Genomic DNA, 22,585 nt, shown 5'->3' with positions numbered 1-22,585 from the left:
CTATGTCCTCGCATAATAAATATTCATTTCATCGATTGTCGAGGATCGCGTACGCTCGTTTGCATTCGAACCGACTATCCGGAGACGCCGTGGATTTCTCCCCTTCGGCCCGCGGCCGCGAACTGAGCGAGCGCATCGCGGGCTTCATGCGCGACGAGATCGCGCCCGTCGAGGCGCGCTATGTCGAGCAATTGACGGGCAGCGCCGACTGGCGCCGCTGGCGGCAGCCCGACGTGATGGAAGCGCTGAAGGCGAAGGCGCGCGCGGCCGGCCTCTGGAACCTGTTCCTGCCCGAGGTCGGGCACGGCGGCGCGGGGCTGTCGAACGCCGAGTACGCGCCGCTCGCCGAGCTGATGGGGCACTCGTTCATCGCGCCCGAGGTGTTCAACTGCAACGCGCCCGACACCGGTAACATGGAGGTGCTCGCGCGCTACGGCTCGCCCGAGCAGCGCCGCCGCTGGCTCGAGCCGCTGCTCGCGGGCGAGATCCGCTCGGCGTTCTGCATGACGGAGCCGGAGGTGGCGTCCTCGGACGCGACGAACATGCGGGCGACGGCCAGGATCGAGGGCGACGAAGTCGTGCTGAATGGCCGCAAGTGGTGGTCGACCGGCATCGGCCATCCGCTCGCGCGCGTCGTGATCTTCATGGGGCTCACCGATCCGGAGGCGGAGCCGCATCGCCGGCACACGATGGTGCTGTGCCCGCTCGACGCGCCTGGCGTGAAGATCGAGCGGATGCTGCCGGTGTTCAATGCGTACGACGAGCCTTCGGGCCACGGCGAAGTCAGCTTTACGAACGTGCGGCTGCCGGCGTCGAACGTGATCCTCGGGCCGGGGCGCGGCTTCGAGATCGCGCAGGGCCGGCTCGGCCCGGGCCGCATCCACCACTGCATGCGCGCGCTCGGCGCGGCGGAGAAGGCGCTCACGCTGCTGTGCGCGCGCGCGACGGCGCGCACCGCGTTCGGCAAGCCGCTCGTGAAGCTCGGCAGCAACGGCGACATCGTCGCGAACCTGCGCATGGCGATCGAGCAGGCGCGCCTGCTGACGCTGAAGGCCGCGTGGACGATCGACACGCAGGGCGTGAAGGCGGCGCTGTCGCTGATCTCGCAGATCAAGGTCGTCGTGCCTGCGGTCGCGCAGCAGGCGGCCGACGCGGCGATCCAGATCCACGGCGGCGCGGGCCTGTCGAACGACTTTCCGCTCGCCGCGCTCTACGCGTATGCGCGCGTGCTGCGGATCGCGGACGGGCCAGACGAGGTGCATCGCGCGGTCGTCGCGAGGCTCGAGGTGAAGCGGCAGCTCGCCGCGGCGGAGGTCGCCGCATGAGCGTGCGCCTCGACGACGCGCGCGACGTGCGCGACGAAGACCGGCTCGACGCGGCGAAGCTCGATGCATACCTGAAGTCGCGCGTTCCGGGATTGAGCGGCGAGCCGCGCATCCGGCAGTTCCACGGCGGCGCGTCGAACCTGACCTATCTGATCGGCTATGGCGATCGCGAGATGGTGCTCAGGCGCCCGCCCGCGGGTGCGAAGGCCGGCACCGCGCACGACATGCTGCGGGAGGCGGCGGTGATGGCGGCGCTCGCGCCCGACTACCGCCACGTGCCGGCGATTCTCGCGCGCTGCGACGACCCTGCGGTGCTCGGCAGCGAGTTCTACGTGATGGAGCGCATCGCCGGCGTGATTCTGCGGCGCGAGCTGCCCGCCGAGCTGAAGCTCGACCGCGCGGGCGTGCGCAAGCTGTGCGAGCGCTTCGTCGATCGGCTGATCGAGTTGCACGCGATCGATGCGTCGCGCCCGGAGATCGCGGCGCTCGGCAAGGGCGAAGGCTACGTCGCGCGCCAGTTGAGCGGCTGGGGCGAGCGCTGGCGCAAGGCGCTCACCGACGGCACGAACCCGTGCGACGACGTGCTCCCGTGGCTCGAACGCCATCGCCCGGCGGGCGAGCGCCGCATCTGCGTGATCCACAACGACTATCGCTTCGACAACGTCGTGCTCGATCCGGCCGATCCGCTGTCGATCGTCGGCGTGCTCGACTGGGAGATGGCGACGCTCGGCGATCCGCTGATGGATCTCGGCGGCTCGCTCGCGTACTGGGCGCAGGCCGACGACGATCCCGCGTTCGTCGCGATGCGCCGCCAGCCGACGCACGCCGACGGGATGATGACGCGCCGCGAGCTCATCGAGTACTACGGCGCGCGCACGGGGCTCGACATCGGCGGCTTCGTGTTCTACGAAGTGTTCGGCCTGTTCCGGCTGATGGTGATCGCGCAGCAGATCTACCGGCGCTTCGTGCTCGGCCACACGACGAACGCGCAGTTCGCGGGCCTCGGCGCGGTCGTGCGCTATCTCGGCGAGCGCTGCCGGCGCGTGATCGAGGCGGCCGGGGGCGCTCGATGACCGAGCTGTTCCTGATCCGCCACGCGCAGGCGAGCTTCGATGCGGCCGACTACGATTGCCTGTCGCCGCTCGGCGACGAGCAATCGGCGCGGCTCGGCGCGTGGATGGCGCGCGGCGCGCGGCGACCCGGCCTGATCGCCACCGGCACGCTGCGCCGCCACGCGCAGACGGCCGACGGCTGCGCGCGCGCGGCGGGCGTCGACGCGCCGCGGCTCGCGCTCGCGGGCCTCGACGAGCTCGACGCGGACGAACTGATCGCGCGCCATCGGCCGGCGCTCGCGTCGCGCGACGCGCTGCTGCGCGCGATGGGGACGCAAGCCGATCCGCGCCGCGCGTTCCAGGCGCTGTTCGCGGCGGCCGTCGCGCGCTGGACGGGCGGCGCGCACGACGGCGATTACGGCTGCGCGTGGCCCGAATTCCGCGCGCGCACGCTCGCCGCGTGGGACGCGCTCGCGGGGCAGCCGGCGCGCGAGATCTGGGCGTTCACGTCGGGCGGGCCGATCGGCGTGATCGTCGCGGCGCTGTTCGGCGTGCCGATCGAGCGCAGCTTCGAGCTCGCGTGGCCGCTCGTCAACACGAGCGTGACCCGGATCAGGATCGGCCGCGGCGGCGCGCGCGTGACGACGTACAACGGCTGGCCGCACCTCGACGGAGCGGATGGCGAGCGGCTCGTCACGCATCGCTGATTCCTTTTCCTTCATCGATTCAGGATATCCTCCATGACCGCACCCAACCTGTTCGACCTGTCCGGCAAGATCGCCGTCGTCACCGGCGGCAGCCGCGGCATCGGCGCGGAAGCCGCGAAGCTGCTCGGCGCATTCGGCGCGCACGTCGTCGTCACGAGCCGGCGCATCGACGATTGCCGCGCGGTCGCGAGCGAGATCGTCGAGGCGGGCGGCTCGGCCGAGGCGGCCGTGTGCCACGTCGGCGAGCTCGGCCAGATCGATGCGCTCTTCGCGTCGCTCGAAGGCAGGCACGGGCGCCTCGACGTGCTCGTCAACAACGCGGCGACGAATCCGTACTACGGGCCGATCGTCGATACGGATCTCGGCGCGTTCCAGAAGACCGTCGACGTGAACATCCGCGGCTACTTCTTCATGTCGAGCCGCGGCGCGAAGCTGATGAGCAAGGGCGGCGGCGGATCGATCGTCAACGTCGCGTCGGTGAACGGCGTGATTCCCGGCTACTGGCAGGGCATCTACTCGATCACGAAGGCGGCGGTGATCTCGATGACGAAGGCGTTCGCGATCGAATGCGCGGCGAGCGGCGTGCGCTGCAACGCGCTGCTGCCGGGGCTGACCGACACGAAGTTCGCGTCGGCGCTCACGCAGACGCCCGACGTGCTCAAGCAGGTGCTCGCGCATGTGCCGATGCGGCGCGCCGCGCAGCCGACGGAGATGGCGGGCGCGGTGCTGTATCTTGCATCGGCGGCGTCGAGCTATACGACGGGGACGGTGCTGAACGTCGACGGCGGGTATTTGTCGGTTTGATGGGCGAGAGGGGCGAGAGGGGCGATGGTTGACTCCTCGCGACCGGCGGCCGATTGCCCGATGACCGAGCGGCTGATTTCATGAACGCGCGCGAAGCGCGCATGCGACGAGCGCACATCGAAAACGACAGGGAGTGTTCATGACGAAGAATCTGGCGCCGCGTCTTGCCGGCAAGCGCGCATTCATCACCGGCGCGGCGGGCGGCCTCGGGCGCGCGATCGCGCGTCGGATGGCCGAGCAGGGCGCGAAGGTGTTCCTGACCGACATCGTCGACGCGGCCGTGCTCGATGCGTTCGCCGCCGAGCTGAACGGCGCGGCGGGCGAGCGCGTCGCGTGGGCGGCCGGTCAGGACGTCGCCGACGAAGCGCAGTGGGCGGCGCGGCTTTCGCAGGCGAGCGACGCGATGGGCGGGCTGTCGGTGCTCGTGCACAACGCTGGCGTCGGCTCGTTCGGTGCGGTCGGGCAGATCGAGCGCGACGAATGGCGGCGCGTGATGGCGATCAACGTCGAGAGCATCGTGCTCGGCACGAAGCACGCGCTGCCGTACCTGGAGGCGGGCGCGCCCGCGTCGATCGTCAACGTCTCGTCGGTCGCCGCGTTCAAGCAGGAGCCCGACTACACCGCGTACAACGCGTCGAAGGCGGCGGTCGCGTCGCTGACGAAGTCGATCGCGGTCGACTGCGCGCGCCGGCAGACCGAGGTGCGCTGCAACTCGATCCATCCGTCGTTCATCATGACCGGCATCGTCGCGCCGATCGTCCGGCAGGTCGGCGAGAAGGAGGCGGCGCGCAAGCTCGCGCGCGGCGTGCCGATGCGCCGGCTCGGCGAGCCGGACGACGTCGCGTATGCGGCCGTTTATCTCGCGTCCGACGAGAGCCGCTACGTGACGGGCGCGGAGCTCGTGATCGACGGCGGGATGTGCGCGGTCTGACGCCGCGCATGCGTTGGCGGCGCACTCGCGGCGGTCGCCGATGCGGGCGCACGCCGTCCGTTTCCATTCCCACCCTCGAAGGTGATGCCCATGTCCACCCCCGTCAATCGCCAACTGCGTCTGAAGGCGCGCCCCGACGGGCGCGTCGGCCAGGAGCACTTCACGCTCGTCGAAGCGCCGCTGCCCGCGCTCGGGCCGGGCGAGCTGCTCGTGCGCGTGCTGTATCTGTCGATGGACCCGACCAATCGCGTCTGGATGAGCGACATCCCGCAATATCTGCCGCCGGTGGCGATCGGCGACGTGATGCGCGCGCTCGGCATCGGCCGCGTCGTCGCGTCGAACGCGCCGGGATTCGCCGAGGGCGATCTCGTGCAAGGGCTCGTCGGCTGGCAGGACTACGCGCACGTGCGCGCCGGCGAAGCCGCGCACTACACGAAGCTGCCCGCCGCGCTCGGTCTGCCGCTGCCGCGCCTGCTCGGCGCGTGCGGGATGAGCGGGCTCACCGCGTACTACGGGCTCACCGAGATCGCGCCGGTGCAGCCGGGCGAGACGCTCGTCGTGTCGGCGGCCGCGGGCTCGGTCGGCTCCGTTGCCGGGCAGATCGGCAAGATTCATGGCGCGCGCGTCGTCGGCATCGCGGGCGGCGCGGACAAGTGCCGCTATCTGACCGACGAGCTCGGCTTCGACGCGGCCGTCGATTACAAGTCCGACGACTGGAAGCGCGCGCTGAAGGACGCGACGCCCGACGGCGTGCACGTGAACTTCGAGAACGTCGGCGGCGAGATCATGCGCGCGGTGCTCTCGCGGATGGCGATCGGCGGACGCGTCGCGCTGTGCGGCGTGATCGCGAACTACAACAGCGGGCGGCCGTCCGACGACGTCAGCGTGCTGATCGCGAAGCGGCTGACGATGCGCGGCTTCCTGATCCTCGATTACCGGAAGAGCCGCGAAGCGATCGCGACGCTCGCGGGCTGGCTGCGCGACGGCCGGCTGAAGGCCGAGGAAACCGTCGCCGACGGGCTGACCAACGCGCCCGACGTGCTGAATCGCCTGTTCGACGGCAGCCATCGCGGCAAGCTCGTGCTGCGGGTCGATCCGCAGGCGTGATCGGGCGGGCAGCGCCGGCGCGCTGCCTCCGGCCGGCTCACGCAACTTCCGTTGCCGCTGCGCGATGCCTGTCGCGCATCGCGATTCCCCACAGCACGACCGCGCCGCTCGCGAGCGTGAAGCCCGCGCACATCCACGCGACGGGCGCGAGCCCGAGAGGCAGGAACGGCGCGACGGCCTGCGTCGCGAGCGCCGCGCCGCCGAGCCCGAAGAACATCAGCAGTCCGGCCGCGCGTCCCGCGACGGCGGGCTCGGCCGCGAGCGCGCGCGCCATCGACGCCGGCCCGCGCAAGCCGAGCGAGCCGCAGAACAGCATCCACGATGCGACGACGAGCGCCGTCGAACGCCAATCGGCGTACGCGAGCAGCAGGAACGCGGCCGACGCCGCGAACTGCAGCAGCGCGCCGAGCGAGATGATCCGGTCGAGGCCGAGCGCGTCGGACCATTTGCCGCTGCGCGCGGCGGTCAGCATGAACGCGGCGACGCCGCACGCCTGCATCAGGCTGAACGTCGACGGCCCCGCGCCGAGCCAGATCTCGACGACCTGCGGCGCGCTCGCGACGAACGCGAGCAGCGCGGCGAAGCAGAGCGCGTGACCGAGCGCGTAGCCGAGATAGACGGGCGAGCGCAGCAACCGCCGATAGCCGCCCGCGCGCGCGTTGGCGCTCGCATGCGCGGGCGCGCGCGTCGCGCGAGCCGCGGGAATCGCGCGGAACACGAGCGGCGCCGCGACAGCGGACAGCGCGACGATGATCCAGAAGCTCATCCGCCAGTCGGCGACGACGAGGAGCGCCGCGCCGACGACGGGCGCGAGTCCCGGCACCGCGCTTTCGACGATGCCGAGCCATGCGAGCGCGCGGACCGCGCCGCCGTCGCCGAACGACTGCCGGACGAGCGCGGGGACGATGACCGTCGCCGCGCCCACCCCGAAGCCCTGCGCGACGCGCGCGCCGATCAGCGCGCCCATCGACGGCGCGAGCGCGCACGCGGCGCCCGCGATGAGTTGCAGCAGCACCGCGAACGCGAGCGTGCGGCGGTGCCCGAAGCGGTCGGCGGCGGCGCCCCAGACGAGCTGCGACACGGCGAGCGCGGCCGAGAACGCGGCGAGCGTCGCCTGCGCGCTTTCGATCGAGCCGCCGAGCTGCTGCGGCAGCGACGGCACGGCGGGGAGATACAGGTCGGTGGCGAGGAGCCCGACGGCGGTCAACAGGGCGAGCGGGAGGATCGATCGGAGAGGATGCATGCGTGAAACTGAAAGGACTTTGCCGGTTTGCGAGCGCCCGACGATATCACGCCGATGCGCGCGGCCGGGCGGCGCGTGTCGTGACGATACTGGGTCGCGAACGGCGTCACTGCGCGGGCACATGACGCGCGACCCGCACGAATTCGCGTTTTGGTCGAAACGCCGATTCGTCGCCGCGCGTGCCCGACCGATGCCGTCCCGGCAATCGCGCGGCGACGCATCAGCATGGCTCGCGGCGCTGACGCCGGCATCAGCATCAGTGCCAACGCCGCCGTAAGCAATTTGTTACATAATTTGAAATGATATAACATATCAAGCCCATCGCAGGCCGACTCGAGCCGGGCGCACACCGCAGCACCCGACGAACCGGCCGCCGATGTGCTCCGCCACGGGCCTCCATGCGCGCCGAAATTGATACGTTATATCGTTTCTCTATCGCCGCGCGATTCGGCCCGTGATTCCGTCGACCTCGACACCACTACACCGATTACCGCAATGGATGACCACCGACGTATCGCGCCGCCCTTCGCCCGCAGGCTGCATCCCTTATCGCTGCTGCTCGCCGCGAGTCTTGCGCATGGCGAGACGGGCGCGCCGCCAGCCGACCGTTCGCCGAACGCGCCGCCCGAGACGGCGCTCGCGCCGATCTTCGTCACCGCGAACCCGCTTGGCGCATCGGCGCTGACTTCGCCGACCGCGTCGCTGTCCGGCGCAGAGCTGACGCTGCGTCGCGCCGACTCGCTCGGCGACACGCTGAACGGCCTGCCCGGCGTGTCGACGACGACCTACGGTCCGCTCGTCGGCCGCCCGATCATCCGCGGGATGGACGGCGACCGCATCCGGCTTTTGCAGAACGGCGTCGCCGCGTACGACGCGTCGTCGCTGTCATACGACCACGCGGTGCCGCAGGACCCGCTGACCGTCGAGCGCGTCGAGATCGTGCGCGGGCCGGCGGCGCTGCTGTACGGCGGCAACGCGGTCGGCGGCGTCGTCAACACGATCGACAACCGGATTCCGCGCGAAGCGGTCACGGGCGTCACGGGCGCGGTCGACGCGAGCTACGGCGGCGCGAACAACGCGCGCGCGGGCGCGGCGCTCGTCGAAGGCGGCAACGGCCGCTTCGCGTTCCATCTCGATGCGTTCAGCCGCGAGACCGACGCGTTGCGTATCCCAGGCTATGCGCATTCGGCGCGCCAGCGCGCGCTCGACGGCGAAGACGCAAGCCAGCCGTACGGCAAGCTGCCGAACAGCGACGGCCGCCGCTACGGCGGCGCGGCGGGCGGCTCGTACACGTGGGCCGACGGCTACGTCGGCGCGTCGTACAGCGGCTACGAATCGAACTACGGCTCGGTCGCCGAAACCGACGCGCGGCTGCAGATGCGGCAGGAGCGCGTCGCGGTCGCATCGGAAGTGCGCAATTTGCGCGGGCCGTTCTCGCAGTTGAAATTCGACTTCGGCTACACGAACTATCTGCACCGTGAAATCGAGGACGGCGTGACGGGCACGACGTTCCGCAACCACGGCTACGAGGCGCGCGTCGAGGCGCGTCACCGCAAGCTCGGCCCGCTCGACGGCGCGCTCGGCGTGCAGGTCGGCCAGAACACGTTTTCCGCGCTCGGCGGCGAGGCGCTCGCGCCGACGACGCGCACGACGAGCGTCGCGCTGTTCGGCCTCGAGGAGTGGCAGGCCACCGATGCGCTGAAGCTGTCCGCCGGCGCGCGGATCGAGCACGTGCGGCTCGACCCGAGCGCGAACGGCGACGACAAGTTCAGCTTCGCGCGCTCGCGCGATTTCAATGCGGGCAGCGTGTCGGCGGGCGCGCTGTACCAGCTCGCGCCCGCGTGGTCGCTCGCGGGCAACGTGTCGTACACGGAGCGCGCGCCGACGTTCTACGAGCTGTACGCGAACGGCCCGCACGGCGCGACGGGGCAATACCTGATCGGCCTGCCAGACGCGCCGAAGGAGAAGGCGGTGTCGACCGATCTCGCGCTGCGCTACGCGAGCGGGCCGAACCGCGGCAGCGTCGGCGTGTTCTACAGCCGCTTTCGGAACTATCTGGCCGAATACGACACCGGACGGCTCGTCGACGACGAAGGCGCGCCCGTGGCGGCGGGCGCCGGCGACGCGCTGCGCGAGGCCGTCTATCGCGGCGTGCGCGCGGAGTTCTACGGCGTCGAGCTCGAAGGCAAGTGGCGCGCGTTCGAGAAGCGCGGGCATCGCGTCGATCTCGAGCTGAGCGCCGACTATACGCATGCGCGCAACGCGGACACGGGCGAGCCGCTGCCGCGGATCGCGCCGCTGCGCGCGACGCTCGCGGCCGATTACGGCTACGGCCCGTTCGGCGCGCGCGCGCAGGTCACGCATGCGTGGGCGCAGCATCGCGTGCCCGAGAACGATCTCGCGACCGACGGCTATACGTCGCTCGGCGTCGCGCTGACGTACAGGTTCCGCGTTGGCGCGACAAACTGGCTCGCGTATCTGCGCGGCGACAACCTGACGAACCAGGACATCCGCTACGCGAGCTCGGTCGTGCGCAACATCGCGCCGCAGGGCGGGCGCAGCGTGACCGTCGGGATGCGCACGACGTTCTGAGCGCGCGCCGCGCGGGCACATCCGCCGCCCGTCCGCGCCCCTCTTCTGTTCGCCGGCGTTCGTTTGTAATATAGCGATCGCCGCGCGAAACGGCATGACCCCCTTCCGCCATTCCTTTTCGAGTCAAGAATGAAAAGAACAATCCAGAAAAGCTGGGCGGCGCTCGTGCCGCTGCTCGCTGCAGGCTCGGTCTGCGTCGCCGCGCCGCTGTGCCAGACCCAGAAGCTCGGCGCGCACACGTCGAAGATGTGCGTCGAGCAGACGCCGTTCAAGCACGACTACTACACGCTGTGGGTCGACGATTCGCCGATCTTCATGCTGCCCGACGACTACGTCGAGAAGGTCGCGCTCACGCACACGGTGCCGGAGGACGGCGCGATCGAGTTTCCGCTGTCGAAGCAGGGCACGCCCACCGTGACGATTTCGGGCGGTTGCGCGCCTGTCAGCGAGACGCAGGGCAAGGGCGCGGACGCGGTGAGCCTCGAGACCGGGCGCGTGTGCTCGTTCGACTGGGGCAAGGAGCCCGTCGTCAAGGATCTGCGCTTCAGCTTCGAGTAAGCGGCGCGACGCGATGCGGCGGGCGATGCGCGGCGTTGCCCGCCGCATTCGATCGCCGCGTCATTCCCAGTCGGTCTGCTCGGTGCGCGCGAAGATGTCCCAGCTCGCCATGAACAGCGCGGCGACGAGCGGGCCGATCACGAAGCCGTTGATGCCGAAGAGCGCCATGCCGCCGAGCGTCGAGATCAGCACGACCCAGTCGGGCATCTTCGTGTCCTTGCCGACGAGGATCGGCCGCAGCAGATTGTCGACGAGCCCGATCACGCCGACGCAGAACGCGACGAGGATCACGCATTTCCAGACCTGCCCCGTCACCGCGAAATAGCCGGCGGCGGGCACCCAGACGAGGCCCGCGCCGATCGCGGGCAGCAGCGACAGGAACGCCATCAGCGCGCCCCACAGAATCACGCCCTCGATCCCGAGAATCCAGAAGATCAGGCCGCCGAGCGCGCCCTGCACGGCCGCGACCGCGATGTTGCCCTTGACGGTCGCGCGCACGACGGTCGTGAACTTCGTCAGCAGATGCTGCTTGTGCGCTTCGTTGAGCGGCAGCGCGCGCCGCACGCGGCGGCCGATCTCGCCGCCGTCGCGCAACAGGAAGAACACGAGATACAGCATCACGCCGAAGCTGACGACGAACTGGAACGTGTTCTGCCCGATGCTGAGCGCCTGCGCGGCGACGAACTGGCTGATCGCGGCCGCGCCGTCGGTCAGCTTCTTCTGGATGCCGGCGATGTCGGTGAGCCCGTAGTTGTGCAGCACGCGATGCACGGAGCTCGGCAGCGCGTGCATGAACTCCTGGAAGTATTGCGTCATGTTCGGCTGCAGCGTCTTGATCTGCTGATACGCGTACGCGATTTCCTGCACGAGCGTCGCAGTCACGAACGCGAGCGGCAGGATCACGATCAGGATGATGAGCGACAGCGTGACGAGCGCGGCGAGATTGCGGCGCTTGCCGAAGTGCGCGGCGAGCCAGCGCTGCACGGGCTGGAACAGGATCGCGAGAATGGTTCCCCAGAAGATTGCGCCGAAGAACGGCGTCAATATCCAGCAAAGGCCGACGGTGACGACGAGAAGCAGCAGGTGGAAGAATTTTTGGTGATCGTTCCCGCTATCCATGATGTGCTCGGGGGGAGGATGGTTGATCGGACGGGCAAGCCGCGCCGCGGCGGCCCGCCGTGACGCATCGATTATGCCTGACGCGTGCGGCGCGGCGACCGTGCGTTGCCCCGCCCCGAGCGGATATCGTTCGGGCTGCGATTGAAAATGCCGCGGCGCAGGCGGCGCGCACGCGCGAGGCGCCGCGCCGCTTCCGCCGGCGTTTCAGCTCAGAGCTTCAGGCGCGTGACCTTCGTGCCGTTGACCGACAGATCGCCCATCAGGCCGGCGTTGGTCAGCACGATGACTTCCACGGGCGCGGTTGCCGTCGTCGTGTCGACCGCGCCGTTCGCGCCCATCTTGACGAGCGCGATCGACGCGTCGGCGCCGGCGGCCCAGCCGTCCGAGTTGCGGAATTTGTCGAGCGAGTCCTGCGTCATGAACAGGAAGATGAGCGCCTTCGATTGCGCGCCCGCCTGCAGGCCGACCGACAGCGACGACGTGTTGTAGTAGCCGAGCGTCGCGCCGCCGACGCGCAGCGCGCCATTGCCGCTCTGGCCGCCGACGATGAAGCCCGCCTGCAGCACGTTCGGGAACACGAGCGCGCCGCGCGACTTCGAGACGAGTTCGCGCGAGCCCGGCACCGTCGAGTAGAGGCGCGACAGCGTCGCGTTCACGCGCGCATCGATCGCCTCCCGGGTCGACGCATTGGACGATGCGGTCGACGGCTTGTCGGGCGTGGTGGTGCAGCCTGCGAGCGCCAGGCTGCCGAGCACGGTCGCGATCGCGACCTTCATAACGAGCGTCTTGCGCATGATGCTTCCTCCATCTTGATGGTTGAACGTCGGGCGAGAGCGCCGCGCTTATCGACGCGCAAGGAGGATGCCTGCTGCGAACGCGAGGCCCGCGACGATGCCGACCGTCTGCCACGGGTTGTCGTGGACGGCCTGCGACACGCGCTCGGCCGATTGCCGCAGCCGGCGCGACGCGTGCCACGACGCGTCGTCGAGCGTGTCGCGCGCGGCTTCGAGCCGCCCGTGCAGGCGCTTGCGGAGCGCGTCGACGTCGACGTCCTCCTTCAGCAGCGCGTCGAGCTCGTCGACGAGCGAGCGCATGTTGTCCTTTACGTCGCCGTTCAGGTCGCGCGCCGCGGAACGCGCATCGCGCGCGAACCGGCGGCCGGCGCGTCGTGCTTCGGAGAGGCCGCGGTCGAGCTTGTATTCGACAGTGTCGGAAAGAGCCATGATGGTCGTTCTCCTGATGGTTGAAGGGAAAGTGTGCGGACGTTGCTCATGTGTGATCCGTTATCCGGCCCTGAGTTTCGCGCGGCGACGGCGGCAAGCCGTCGCCGCGGAGCCGAAGCCGTTGCGGGGCGGGGGGCGGCGGAAAATGCAACAGTTTGTGCGGCAGTCCGGCGCGGGAGCGGCCGCTTGCCCGAATCGGCGGCGGAATTTTTTACGTTTTATTGCGCCGTCGTTCGGTAAATGTGACTTTCTTCATGTGTCGACGGGCGTCGGGCCTTTCCTTTTTCTTCTTGTCCACGTCGTTTTCTACATCGTGGCGACGATGCCGCCGTTTTTCCGTCGTTGCATGGATGTCCAGGCGCGCTTGCGCCGAGGGCGAGCGGACGCGTCACTGCCACGGGCGACGGCTGTGCGCGGCCGCCATCTCCGCGCCCCGGCGCGACGCCGCGGCCGCATATTCGTCGGCGAGCGCGATGTCGATCAGCACCGGATCGTGATCGGACGAGCGATACGCGTCGGGCGCGTAATACGTGCGCTGCTGCTCGGCGGTCTTGTACGCGAGCGTGTATTGCAGGGCGATCGGCTCGTCCGCGTTGATGTGCCAGTCGTGCACCGCCTTCACGCGCCATGCGAGCGCGTTCGTCGCGAGCGCGTGGTCGAGATAGCCGGCCTCGCCGTTGTAGACGTAGCTGTACGCGCCCGCGCCGATCTTGCTCGACACGAGATTCACGTAGCCGCGCGATTCGAGCGCGCGAACCGGGTCCTCGTACGTGTGGCTGTTGAGGTCGCCGATCAGCAGTACGCCTTCGCTGTGCGCGCCGGTCGGATTGCGCGCGAGCCAGTCGGCGACCTTCGCCGCCGCGCGCGAGCGCGTCGCGTTCCAGCAGCCCTGGCCGTCGCCCTGATCGAGGTCGTCGCCTGTCGCGTCCGGGCAGTTCTTCGATTTCAGGTGATTCACGGCGACCGTCACCGCGCGCGAGCCGCCGATCGGCCGGAACGTCTGCGCGAGCGGCTGGCGGTTCCTGTCGTCGATCGCGAGCGTTGCCGCGTTGCCGACCGGCTTCACCTTGCGGCTGTCGTAGATCAGCGCGACCGCGATCGCGTCGCCGCCGAGCCGCGCGCTGCCCGGATCGACGACGCGCCAGTTGTCGCCGAGCTTCGCCGCGAGCTGGCGCACCGCGCTCAGCGGGCCGTAGCCGTCGTTCTCGATTTCCATCAGGCCGATCACGTCGGCATCGAGCGCCTTCAGCGCGCTGACGATCTTCGCGTCCTGCCGGACGAACTCTTCGTAGCTCTTCGCGCCGCGGTTGTTCGGATCGTCGAAGCCGTTGCCCGCGCCGTCGCCGTTGAAGTAGTTCAGTACGTTGAACGAAGCGACCCGCAGGTTCGCGCGCGCATCGCGTGCGGGCGCGCTCGTGCGCGGATTCGCGCTCGCGCCGAACGCCGGTGCGCGCGCGCCCGGCACCGGTTGCAGACGCCATGCGCCGTAGCGCATCTCGAGCACGCCTTCGACGTTGGCGACGGTGTAGCCCGCGCGCAGCGTGTTCGCGGCGGAGAGCGCCGGCGCCGGATACGGGACGGTCGCGGGATTCTGCTTGTTCGAGCCGTCGTCGAGGATCAGCCGGTTGCGCGCGTTCGCGTCGGCCACCGTCTTCGCCTGCGCGGGCGGCACGACGCTCGTCGGCGTGCGCAGGCGCCCGTTGCTGAGCAGCACGCTGCCGTAGCGGCCGAGTTCGTAGACCTCGGTGACGGTCAGCGTCTGCGGCAGCCGCACGAGCATGCCTTCATACGCGGCGAACGCGCTCGGGCTGTCGACGGGCAGCGCGAGCGTCGCGGGCGTGACCGACTGGCCGCTCGCGCAGACCGCGATGGCGCCCGACTGCGTGAGCTGCGTCTGCCCGTATTTCTCCTCGACCTTGCCCGTCACGTGCACGAGGTCGCCCGCCTGTGCGCGCGCTTTCGGCGAGTAGACGAACAGCCCCTCGGACACGCCGGGCTGGTTGCGGCGCTGCGCATCGGCCTGCTGGACGAAAAAGCCGCCGAAGCCGTCGGCGCCGCCGAAATCGGCGGTGACGACAGCCTCGATCGACACGTTCTGGCCGGCGAGCGGGGAAGGCGCGCCGGCGCCCTGAATCTCGGAGATCGGCGTCGCGCTGCCGCCGCAGTTCGTGCTGACGGGGGCGGCGGTGGCCGCGAACGCAGGTGCGGCGGCGATGGAGGACAGGAGCGGCAGTAAGGCGAGCAAGGGCGTTGGCGTGCGCATGAGGATGGTCCGTTGTGTGGGAATCCTGAAAGCTTAGTGATGCATGTTGACAGTTTTGCGTAAAGAATGGATGGGAATATGTAATCTGGCCAGGTTTTTTTCGGACGTGCCGGCGGCGCATCATCGAGGCGGATCGAGCGGAGTGTGACAGAACCGTTTCCACCGGCCGCGCGGAACGTCTTCGTGAGCGCGGCCCGTGCGCAATCTGTGCGATCGGCCGCGCGGCTTCGCGATGCCCGCGCGGCCGCCGATTCTGATGGACCGCCGCCCGCGGCCCGCTCAAAATAGAAGCGCAGCCGTTCCACGATCGGCGGCGCGGCGCGGCCGCACCGCGCGATTCCGGAAGGCGTCGTCATAGGAGGTGACGCAAATGAGTTACATGTTGTTGATCGTCGAACCGCGGGGCCAACGCGCGGCGCGCACGCGAGCCGAAGGCGAGGCCCTGTACGAGCGGATGCGTCATTTCGCCGGCGAGCTTCAGTCGCGCGGCGTGCTGATCGGCGCCGAATCGCTCGTGTCCGACGACAAATCCACGCGCGTGCTGGTGCGCAACGGCGAGGTGCGCCTTGTCGACGGGCCGTACGCCGAGGCGAAGGAAATGGTCGGCGGCTTCTTCCTGCTCGATGTCGAGACGCAAGGCGAGGCGCTCGCGATTGCGAAGGGTTGCCCCGCCGCCGAATGGTGCTCGGTGGAGGTTCGCGAGATCGGGCCGTGCTTCCGGTAAGCGCTCGCGAATCGACGCGAGCGGCGGCAGCCGGACATCGCATGCCCGGCGAGGGTAGGGGTTTCCCCTGATTCCGCGCGCCCCGTGTCGAGCGGGGATCGCGTCGCCCGTCGTAGGGACAGGACGCCGGATCGCGCGTCCTGTCATCTTCGAAAGGAGAGAGCGATGCGTTTCATGATCATGGTGAAGGCCAATGCGACGAGCGAGTCAGGCGCGATGCCCGATGCGTCACTGATCGCCGCGATGGCGACCTATCACGAAGAACTGGCGAAGGCGGGCGTGCTGCTCGACGCGGCCGGCCTGCAACCGTCGTCGAAAGGCTGGCGCGTGCGCTACTCGGGCGGCAAGCGCGCCGTCATCGACGGCCCGTTCGCCGAAACGAAGGAGTTGATCGCCGGCTACACGCTGATCCAGGTGCGCTCGCGCGACGAGGCGCTCGAGTGGGCCCGCCGCTTTCCCGCGCCGTTCGGCGAGAGCGAGGACGGCGAGATCGAAGTGCGGCAACTGTTCGAGCTCGACGATTTCGAGCCGGGCGACGCGGTTGACCGGTTCCGCGAGCTCGAGAGCAAGCTCGGCTGACGATAGCGGCGGGAGCGACAGGAGACGGCAATGGTCCAGATCGTGGTGATCGCAGGCGCAGTGGTGTTCGCGCTGGCGCTGCTGCTGATGCTGTATGCGGCATCGCGCCCGGGTACGTTTCGCGTCGAGCGCAGCGCGCGGATCGATGCGAGCGCCGCGCGCATCTTTCCTTATCTGGCGGACCTGCGCCGCTTCAACGCGTGGAATCCCTACGAGCGCAAGGATCCGACGCTGCACGGCGAGTACGGCGCGGTGACGTCGGGCGTCGGCGCGAGCTATGCGTGGACGAGCGAGAAGGTCGGCGTCGGTCGCTTCGAGATCACCGAGCTCACCGAGCCGTCGCACCTGACGATGCGGCTCGATTTCGTGAAGCCGTTCGACGCGCACAACGTCGCCGAATTCACGCTGCGCCCGGATGGCGACGCGACGGTCGTCACGTGGGCGATGCACGGGCCGTCGCCGTTTCTGTCGAAGCTGATGCAGGTGTTCTTCAGCATCGACAAGATGGTCGGCACGGACTTCTCCGCGGGGCTCGCGAACCTGAAGGCGCTCGCCGAAGGGCGCGCATGACGGACGCCGCCGTTCACCGCGCGATCGACGCCGTCTGGCGGATCGAGGCCGCGAGAATCATCGCGCATGTCGCGCGGCTCGTGCGCGACGTCGGCGTTGCCGAAGAGCTCGCGCAGGACGCGCTCGTCGCCGCGCTCGAGCACTGGCCGGACGACGGCGTGCCGGACAATCCGGGCGCGTGGCTGATGACGGCCGCGAAGCGCCGCGCGCTCGATCATCTGCGGCAGAACGTGCTGCATGCGCGCAAGCGCGAGCAGATCGGCCTCGATCTCGAGGCGATCGGCGCGCACGTCGCGCCGGACGTCGCCGACGTGTTCGAGGCGGCGCGCGACGACGACATCGGCGACGATCTGCTGCGGCTCGTGTTCACCGCGTGCCATCCGGTGCTCTCGACCGATGCGCGCGTCGCGCTGACGCTGCGGCTGCTCGGCGGGCTGACGACGGGCGAGATCGCGCGCGCGTTTCTCGCGCCCGAGCCGACGATCGCGCAGCGAATCGTGCGCGCGAAGCGCACGCTGTCGGCGGCGAAGGTGCCGTTCGAGGTGCCGCGCGCGCCGGAGCGCGCGGCGCGGCTTGCTTCGGTGCTCGAAGTGATTTACCTGGTCTTCAACGAAGGCTATTCGGCGACGGCGGGCGACGACTGGATGCGCCCCGCGCTGACCGACGAAGCACTGCGGCTCGGCCGCGTGCTCGCCGAGCTTGCGCCCGACGAGAGCGAGGTGCACGGGCTCGTCGCGCTGATGGAGATCCAGGCGTCGAGGATGCACGCGCGCGTCGACGCGCAAGGGCGCCCCGTGTTGCTGCTCGACCAGGACCGCGGCCGCTGGGACCCGCTGCTGATCCGGCGCGGGCTCGCCGCGCTCGCGCGCTCCGAGGCGCTCGGCGGCGCGAGCGGGCCGTATGCGCTGCAGGCGGCGCTCGCCGCGTGCCATGCACGGGCGCGCAGCGCCGACGATACCGACTGGGCGCAGATCGTCGCGCTCTACGACGCGCTCGCGCAGGTCGCGCCTTCGCCCGTCGTCGAGCTGAATCGCGCGGTTGCGGTCGGCATGGCGTTCGGGCCGGCGGCGGGGCTCGAGATCGCCGATGCGCTTTCGGCCGATCCGGCGCTCGCGCGCTATCACTGGCTGCCGAGCGTGCGCGGCGATCTGCTCGCGAAGCTCGGGCGGCGCGACGAGGCGCAGGCGGAGTTCCGGCGCGCGGCCGACATGACGCTCAATGCGCGCGAGCGCGAGATGCTGCTTGCGCGCGCAACGGAGCGGTGAGGCGGCGCGTGCGGGCGGCGCGCGGATAATCTGTTGTTCAACCGCATCGCCCACAAAAATGCGGACAGGTTCCAGATACATGTCGAGCCGATTCACGTAGCCTTCCGCAAACCACCACCCCCTCACGCGAAACATCGACACGCGGCACATCATCACCGCGCCCCCGCCGCAACGTCGCGTTCGCATCGAAGCTCTCCCGTCTCCCAAAAATACATCGCACTCCGAATCGGAACTTGCGCGACGCCGTCGACTCCCACGGTCGCGCGTCGCGTCATCGCGCAACCTACTCGCTCGGCGCATCGCGCCGATTCTCAATTGCATGTTACGACTCGAACGGAAAAGGGTATGGCTGAAGAACAACAAGCGAAAATCATCAACGAGGGCAGGCGCGGGTTTCTCGCGCGTTCGTCGGCATGGCCGGTGGGGATGCTGATGATGCCGCTTGCCGGTTGCGGCGACGGCGATGGCATCGTGTCGTCCGCGCACGCGCAGGATGCGCCGCAGCCGTCAGGCGCGGGCTATACGATCGATCGCTCGATCCAGTCGCCGAATCAGGATTCGCGGGTGCGCACGCTCGTGCTGCATTACACCGCGCAGACGCTCGCGGATTCGATCGTCTCGCTGACGAGCCCGCAGCGGCAGGTCAGCTCGCACTATTTGGTGCCCGACGCGGCCGACGGCGGCCAGCGCTTCAAGGTCTTCGAGCTCGTGCCCGAAGCACGCCGCGCATGGCACGCGGGCGTCAGCTACTGGCAGGGCGACCGGATGCTCAATGCGGGCTCGGTCGGCATCGAGATCGTCAATCTCGGTTTTCCGCCGGAGGACGAAAACCTGCCACTGATGAACCGGCGCTGGTATCCGTATCCGGACGCGCAGGTTGCGGTGTTCGGCGCGCTCGCGGCCGACGTCGTCGCGCGGCATCAGGTGCTGCCGCACAAGGTCGTCGGGCACTCGGACGTCGCGCCCGGCCGCAAGACCGATCCGGGGCCGCTGTTCCCGTGGAAGACACTCTACGATCAATACAGGATCGGCGCGTGGCCGGAGACGGAGGCCGTCGATTACTACCGCACCAACCGGCCGTTCGCGGGCGACGTCGCGAGCCTGCAGTCGAGGCTGCTCGCATACGGCTACGACGCGCCGCAGACGGGCACGCTCGACGCGCGGACCGTCGACGTCGTGTCGGCGTTCCAGATGCACTTTCGGCCGTCGCGCTACGACGGCGTGCCGGACGTCGAAACCGTCGCGATTCTCGATGCGCTGCTCGAGAAGTACTTCAGCCGCGGCCGAGCGATCAACAAGCAGGCGCGGCCGGCCACGACCGCGCCGGAGGGCGAGAAGGGCAGCGACGTGTGGCCGCTCGCGCCCGCGTCGTCGCGCTGACGCGGCTCACGCCTGCATGCCGTGCTGCGCCGCGACGCGACGCAGCACGGCCATCGTTCGGCCCCGCCGCTCCCGCCTGCGTCGCCGCGACGACTATCGACGACATTGAAAAAGCCTATTGGGTGAGTCGCGCGCGAGCGCCTAGATTGAAATGCACGGTGCCTCAGCGGCGGCAGCCGAGCTGCGCATCGTTCCCCACAATCGTTCATCCGGTCCGGCGCCGCGCGCGCCGGCATCGGACACGGAGGCGCAGATGGCACAGCTCAAGGGCAGCAAGACCGAAGAGAACCTGAAATACGCGTTCGCCGGAGAGTCGCAGGCGAATCGCCGCTACCTGTATTTCGCATCGAAGGCGGACGTCGAGGGACAGAACGACATCGCCGCGCTGTTCCGCTCGACCGCCGAGGGCGAAACCGGCCACGCGCACGGCCACCTCGAATATCTGGAAGCGGTCGGCGATCCGGCGACGGGCTTGCCGTTCGGCTCGTCCCGCCAGAACCTGCAATCGGCGATCGCGGGCGAGACGCACGAGTACACCGACATGTACCCGGGCATGGCGAAGACCGCGCGCGAAGAAGGCTTCGACGAAATCGCGAACTGGTTCGAGACGCTCGCGAAGGCGGAACGCAGCCACGCGAACCGGTATACAAAAGCGCTCGAAGGGCTCGTCGACTGAGCGCGGCGCGCGCGTGCGCCCCCGGCCAGCGGACGCGGCCGCGCGAGCGCGCGTCGCCGCGAGTTCCGGCGCAACGCGCGCGGCCGCGCACAACGTGATGGAGCCGCCCCATGTCTCACCGAGAAGGCAGTCTGGAGGCCCCGACCCGGCACCCGCTCGATTGGCGCTCGGACGCGTTCTACGATCAGGCCGCGATCGACGGCGAGCTCACGCGCGTGTTCGAGATCTGCGCCGGCTGCCGGCGCTGCGTGTCGCTATGCGGCGCGTTTCCGACGCTGTTCGATCTCGTCGACGAGACCGATACGGGCGAAGCCCATGCGGTCGATCCGAAGTCTTTCGGCAAGGTCGTCGACCAGTGCTACCTGTGCGACCTCTGCTACATGACGAAATGCCCATACGTGCCGCCGCATCCGTGGAACGTCGACTTTCCGCATCTGATGCTGCGCGCGAAGGCCGCGCGCTACAAGCGCAACGACGTGAAGCTGCGCGACAAGCTGCTGTCGAACACCGACATGCTCGGCCACTTCGCCGGCATCCCGATCGTCACGCAGACAGTCAATGCGGCGAACCGCACGCCTGCGATGCGCAGCGCGCTCGAAGCGACGTTCGGCGTTGACCGGCGCGCGTGGCTGCCGCCGTTCGCGTCGCGCAAGTTCCGTCGCGCTGCGCAGCGCTCGCCCGTCTCGCCGCCGTCGGGCGACGGCGAGCGCACGCCGGGGCGCGTCGCGATCTACGCGACCTGCTACGTGAACTACAACGAGCCCGGCATCGGCCATGACCTGCTCGCGGTGCTCGCGCACAACGGCATCCCGTACGAGCTCGTCGCGAGCGAGGCGTGCTGCGGGATGCCGCTGCTCGAACAGGGCAATCTCGACGGCGTCGCCGCGAAGAAGGCGGTGAACATCCCCGTGCTCGCCCGCTACGCGCGAGAAGGCTATGCGTTGCTCGGCGCGATTCCGAGCTGCGTGCTGATGTACAAGAGCGAGCTGCCGCTGATGTTTCCCGACGATCCCGACGTGCGCGCGGTCGCCGACGCGTTCTGGGATCCGTTCGAGTACGTGATCGCGCGCCATCGCGACGGGCTGCTGAAGACCGATTTCAGGCATGAGCTCGGCACCGTGTCATATCACGTGCCCTGCCATGCGCGGGTGCAGAACATCGGGCGCAAGACGGCCGACGCGCTGTCGCTCGTGCCGGGCACGAAGGTGAACGTCGTCGAGCGCTGCTCGGGCCACGCGGGCACGTTCGGCGTGAAGCAGGAATTCCACGAGCAGGCGCTGAAGATCGGCGCGCCCGTGTTCAAGTCGATCGCGGAGCAGACGCCCGACTACATGTCGTCCGATTGCGCGCTCGCGGGACACCACATCGAAGAGGGCATCGGCGCGAAAGGCGTCGAGCCGCCGCCCTTCGCGCATCCGCTCACGCTGCTGCGCAAGGCGTACGGCGTCTGAGCGTACCGGACGAGGGCCATCACATGACGCTCACCCGCGATTCGCTGTTGACGCTCGAAGCGTACGCGAAAGTGCGCCGCCACGAGCATGCGCGCGTGATCGAGCACAAGAAGCGCCGTGCGGTATCGATCGGCAATCATCTGCGCCTGCTGTTCGAGGACGAGACGACGATCCGCTATCAGATCCACGAGATGCTGCACATCGAGAAGATCTTCGACGAGGACGGCATCCAGGCCGAGCTCGACGCGTATCTGCCGCTCGTGCCGGACGGCAGCAATTTCAAGGCGACGCTGCAGATCGAATACGAAAACGAAACGCAGCGACGCGCGGCGCTCACGCGCCTGATCGGCATCGAGGATCGCGTGTTCCTCGTCGTCGACGATGAGACGCCCGTCTATGCGGTCGCCGACGAGGACCTCGAACGCGATACCGCGGAGAAGACGTCCGCCGTGCACTTCCTGCGCTTCGAGTTCGGCGATGCGCTGAAGGCGAGGCTCAAGGCGGGCGCGTCGCTATCGATCGGCTGCGACCATCCTAACTATCCGGTACAAACGACGAGAATTGATCCGGACGTTGCCGCCTCGCTCGCCCGCGATCTGGACTGAGCGCGCGAGCGCGCGGCAAGCGTCGACGGGGCTGGCATCGACCGCATTCAATCAATTATGAGATTGCGCGTAATGAAAAGTATAACGATCGAAAAAGGATTTACTTACCGATTCATAAACAATTTGTCACGTATTTTCCCTTAATTTACCGATGTTGCAACGGCATCGGAAAATGCTTCCGCTAAGCGTGGGAGCTAGTGCGGGAACCCGTCTTCAAGGTAGTTTTCATCTTCCCTTCAGCCTTGCTGGACGGGACTCTCGAGCCGGCAGAGATAAAAACGTCATAAAAATTGAAAAGAAAAGCTGACCCTGCTTGGCGACTTTCTTGTTTCAGTGCGTAACATGACGCTGTTGTCATATTGAGATAAACCCTGATGATGGTATGCTTCATGCACAAAAAATATCGCATAC

20 protein-coding genes and 1 pseudogene are annotated in these 22,585 nt (G+C 68.8%); 16 read left to right on the top strand and 5 right to left on the bottom strand.

Going from position 1 to position 22,585, the window contains the following annotated elements; genetic code table 11:
* Positions 1 to 89: 89 nt before the first annotated feature.
* The 6 genes and pseudogenes from WS92_RS01215 to WS92_RS01190 form a co-directional block, all read left to right on the top strand.
* On the top strand, positions 90 to 1,325 hold the full coding sequence (locus tag WS92_RS01215; RefSeq protein ID WP_059928940.1) for an acyl-CoA dehydrogenase family protein: 1,236 nt from the start codon (positions 90 to 92) through the stop codon (positions 1,323 to 1,325).
* A complete protein-coding gene (locus WS92_RS01210; RefSeq protein ID WP_015603400.1) occupies positions 1,322 to 2,398 on the top strand; it encodes a phosphotransferase family protein in 1,077 nt (358 codons plus the stop codon). The genes WS92_RS01215 and WS92_RS01210 overlap by 4 nt, the downstream gene beginning before the upstream one ends.
* A complete protein-coding gene (locus tag WS92_RS01205; RefSeq protein WP_059928937.1) occupies positions 2,395 to 3,084 on the top strand; it encodes a histidine phosphatase family protein in 690 nt (229 codons plus the stop codon). The genes WS92_RS01210 and WS92_RS01205 overlap by 4 nt, the downstream gene beginning before the upstream one ends.
* 33 nt (positions 3,085 to 3,117) lie before the next feature.
* Positions 3,118 to 3,888: an SDR family oxidoreductase gene (locus WS92_RS01200; protein WP_059928934.1), complete on the top strand. Its 771-nt coding sequence runs from the start codon at positions 3,118 to 3,120 to the stop codon at positions 3,886 to 3,888.
* A gap of 139 nt (positions 3,889 to 4,027) precedes the next feature.
* The gene (locus WS92_RS01195; RefSeq protein WP_059928932.1) at positions 4,028 to 4,819 is read left to right on the top strand and encodes an SDR family oxidoreductase; all 792 of its coding nucleotides are present in this window, start codon (positions 4,028 to 4,030) and stop codon (positions 4,817 to 4,819) included.
* A gap of 18 nt (positions 4,820 to 4,837) precedes the next feature.
* Positions 4,838 to 5,926, top strand: a pseudogene (locus WS92_RS01190) (NADP-dependent oxidoreductase); the annotation flags it as partial.
* Between the two features lie 37 nt (positions 5,927 to 5,963).
* On the opposite strand, the gene WS92_RS01185 reads toward WS92_RS01190, so the two are convergent.
* Complete coding sequence (locus WS92_RS01185; protein ID WP_043282924.1) at positions 5,964 to 7,169, bottom strand: MFS transporter; 1,206 nt, start codon at positions 7,167 to 7,169, stop codon at positions 5,964 to 5,966.
* Positions 7,170 to 7,664: 495 nt separating this feature from the next.
* Between WS92_RS01185 and WS92_RS01180 the strand changes: the two genes are divergently transcribed.
* Positions 7,665 to 9,761, top strand: coding sequence for a TonB-dependent receptor (locus tag WS92_RS01180; protein WP_059928926.1), 2,097 nt, complete (start codon positions 7,665 to 7,667; stop codon positions 9,759 to 9,761).
* Positions 9,762 to 9,890: 129 nt separating this feature from the next.
* Entirely contained in the window at positions 9,891 to 10,319 is a 429-nt protein-coding gene (locus WS92_RS01175; RefSeq protein ID WP_006027970.1) for a hypothetical protein, read from the top strand.
* A gap of 60 nt (positions 10,320 to 10,379) precedes the next feature.
* Here WS92_RS01175 and WS92_RS01170 read toward each other — a convergent pair whose 3' ends face one another.
* The 4 genes from WS92_RS01170 to WS92_RS01155 all read right to left on the bottom strand — a co-directional run bounded on the left by WS92_RS01170 (position 10,380) and on the right by WS92_RS01155 (position 14,924).
* Entirely contained in the window at positions 10,380 to 11,438 is a 1,059-nt protein-coding gene (locus WS92_RS01170; protein ID WP_015602527.1) for an AI-2E family transporter, read from the bottom strand.
* Between the two features lie 209 nt (positions 11,439 to 11,647).
* The gene (locus tag WS92_RS01165) at positions 11,648 to 12,232 is read right to left on the bottom strand and encodes a BPSL1445 family SYLF domain-containing lipoprotein (protein WP_006027968.1); all 585 of its coding nucleotides are present in this window, start codon (positions 12,230 to 12,232) and stop codon (positions 11,648 to 11,650) included.
* Between the two features lie 48 nt (positions 12,233 to 12,280).
* Positions 12,281 to 12,661: an ElaB/YgaM/YqjD family protein gene (locus tag WS92_RS01160; RefSeq protein WP_006027967.1), complete on the bottom strand. Its 381-nt coding sequence runs from the start codon at positions 12,659 to 12,661 to the stop codon at positions 12,281 to 12,283.
* A 388-nt stretch (positions 12,662 to 13,049) separates the two neighbouring features.
* Positions 13,050 to 14,924 (bottom strand): ExeM/NucH family extracellular endonuclease, encoded by a 1,875-nt coding sequence (locus tag WS92_RS01155; protein WP_015603971.1) that lies wholly within the window; start codon positions 14,922 to 14,924, stop codon positions 13,050 to 13,052.
* 370 nt (positions 14,925 to 15,294) lie between these two features.
* Here WS92_RS01155 and WS92_RS01150 point away from each other — a divergent pair, with 370 nt between their 5' ends.
* The 8 genes from WS92_RS01150 (at position 15,295) to WS92_RS01115 (ending at position 22,174) form a co-directional block, all read left to right on the top strand.
* Positions 15,295 to 15,648 (top strand): YciI family protein, encoded by a 354-nt coding sequence (locus WS92_RS01150; protein WP_009915739.1) that lies wholly within the window; start codon positions 15,295 to 15,297, stop codon positions 15,646 to 15,648.
* Positions 15,649 to 15,813: 165 nt separating this feature from the next.
* Positions 15,814 to 16,227: a YciI family protein gene (locus WS92_RS01145; protein ID WP_059928924.1), complete on the top strand. Its 414-nt coding sequence runs from the start codon at positions 15,814 to 15,816 to the stop codon at positions 16,225 to 16,227.
* A gap of 30 nt (positions 16,228 to 16,257) precedes the next feature.
* Positions 16,258 to 16,797: an SRPBCC family protein gene (locus tag WS92_RS01140; RefSeq protein WP_006027963.1), complete on the top strand. Its 540-nt coding sequence runs from the start codon at positions 16,258 to 16,260 to the stop codon at positions 16,795 to 16,797.
* A complete protein-coding gene (locus WS92_RS01135; protein ID WP_059928921.1) occupies positions 16,794 to 18,062 on the top strand; it encodes an RNA polymerase sigma factor in 1,269 nt (422 codons plus the stop codon). Before WS92_RS01140 ends, WS92_RS01135 begins: the two co-directional genes overlap by 4 nt.
* A 345-nt stretch (positions 18,063 to 18,407) precedes the next feature.
* Positions 18,408 to 19,442: an N-acetylmuramoyl-L-alanine amidase gene (locus WS92_RS01130; protein WP_006027961.1), complete on the top strand. Its 1,035-nt coding sequence runs from the start codon at positions 18,408 to 18,410 to the stop codon at positions 19,440 to 19,442.
* A 253-nt stretch (positions 19,443 to 19,695) separates the two neighbouring features.
* Positions 19,696 to 20,118 (top strand): rubrerythrin family protein, encoded by a 423-nt coding sequence (locus WS92_RS01125; protein ID WP_009915736.1) that lies wholly within the window; start codon positions 19,696 to 19,698, stop codon positions 20,116 to 20,118.
* 110 nt (positions 20,119 to 20,228) lie between these two features.
* Complete coding sequence (locus WS92_RS01120) at positions 20,229 to 21,569, top strand: heterodisulfide reductase-related iron-sulfur binding cluster (protein ID WP_006027959.1); 1,341 nt, start codon at positions 20,229 to 20,231, stop codon at positions 21,567 to 21,569.
* A 23-nt stretch (positions 21,570 to 21,592) separates the two neighbouring features.
* Positions 21,593 to 22,174: a DUF3501 family protein gene (locus WS92_RS01115; protein WP_059928917.1), complete on the top strand. Its 582-nt coding sequence runs from the start codon at positions 21,593 to 21,595 to the stop codon at positions 22,172 to 22,174.
* Positions 22,175 to 22,585 lie beyond the last annotated feature (411 nt).

Source organism: Burkholderia sp. MSMB1588 (assembly GCF_001546925.1).
In the GTDB taxonomy this organism is placed as follows: Bacteria; Pseudomonadota; Gammaproteobacteria; order Burkholderiales; family Burkholderiaceae; genus Burkholderia; species Burkholderia humptydooensis.
Note: the sequence above shows the minus strand (reverse complement) of the source record. Positions and strands in the feature narration are given on the sequence as shown.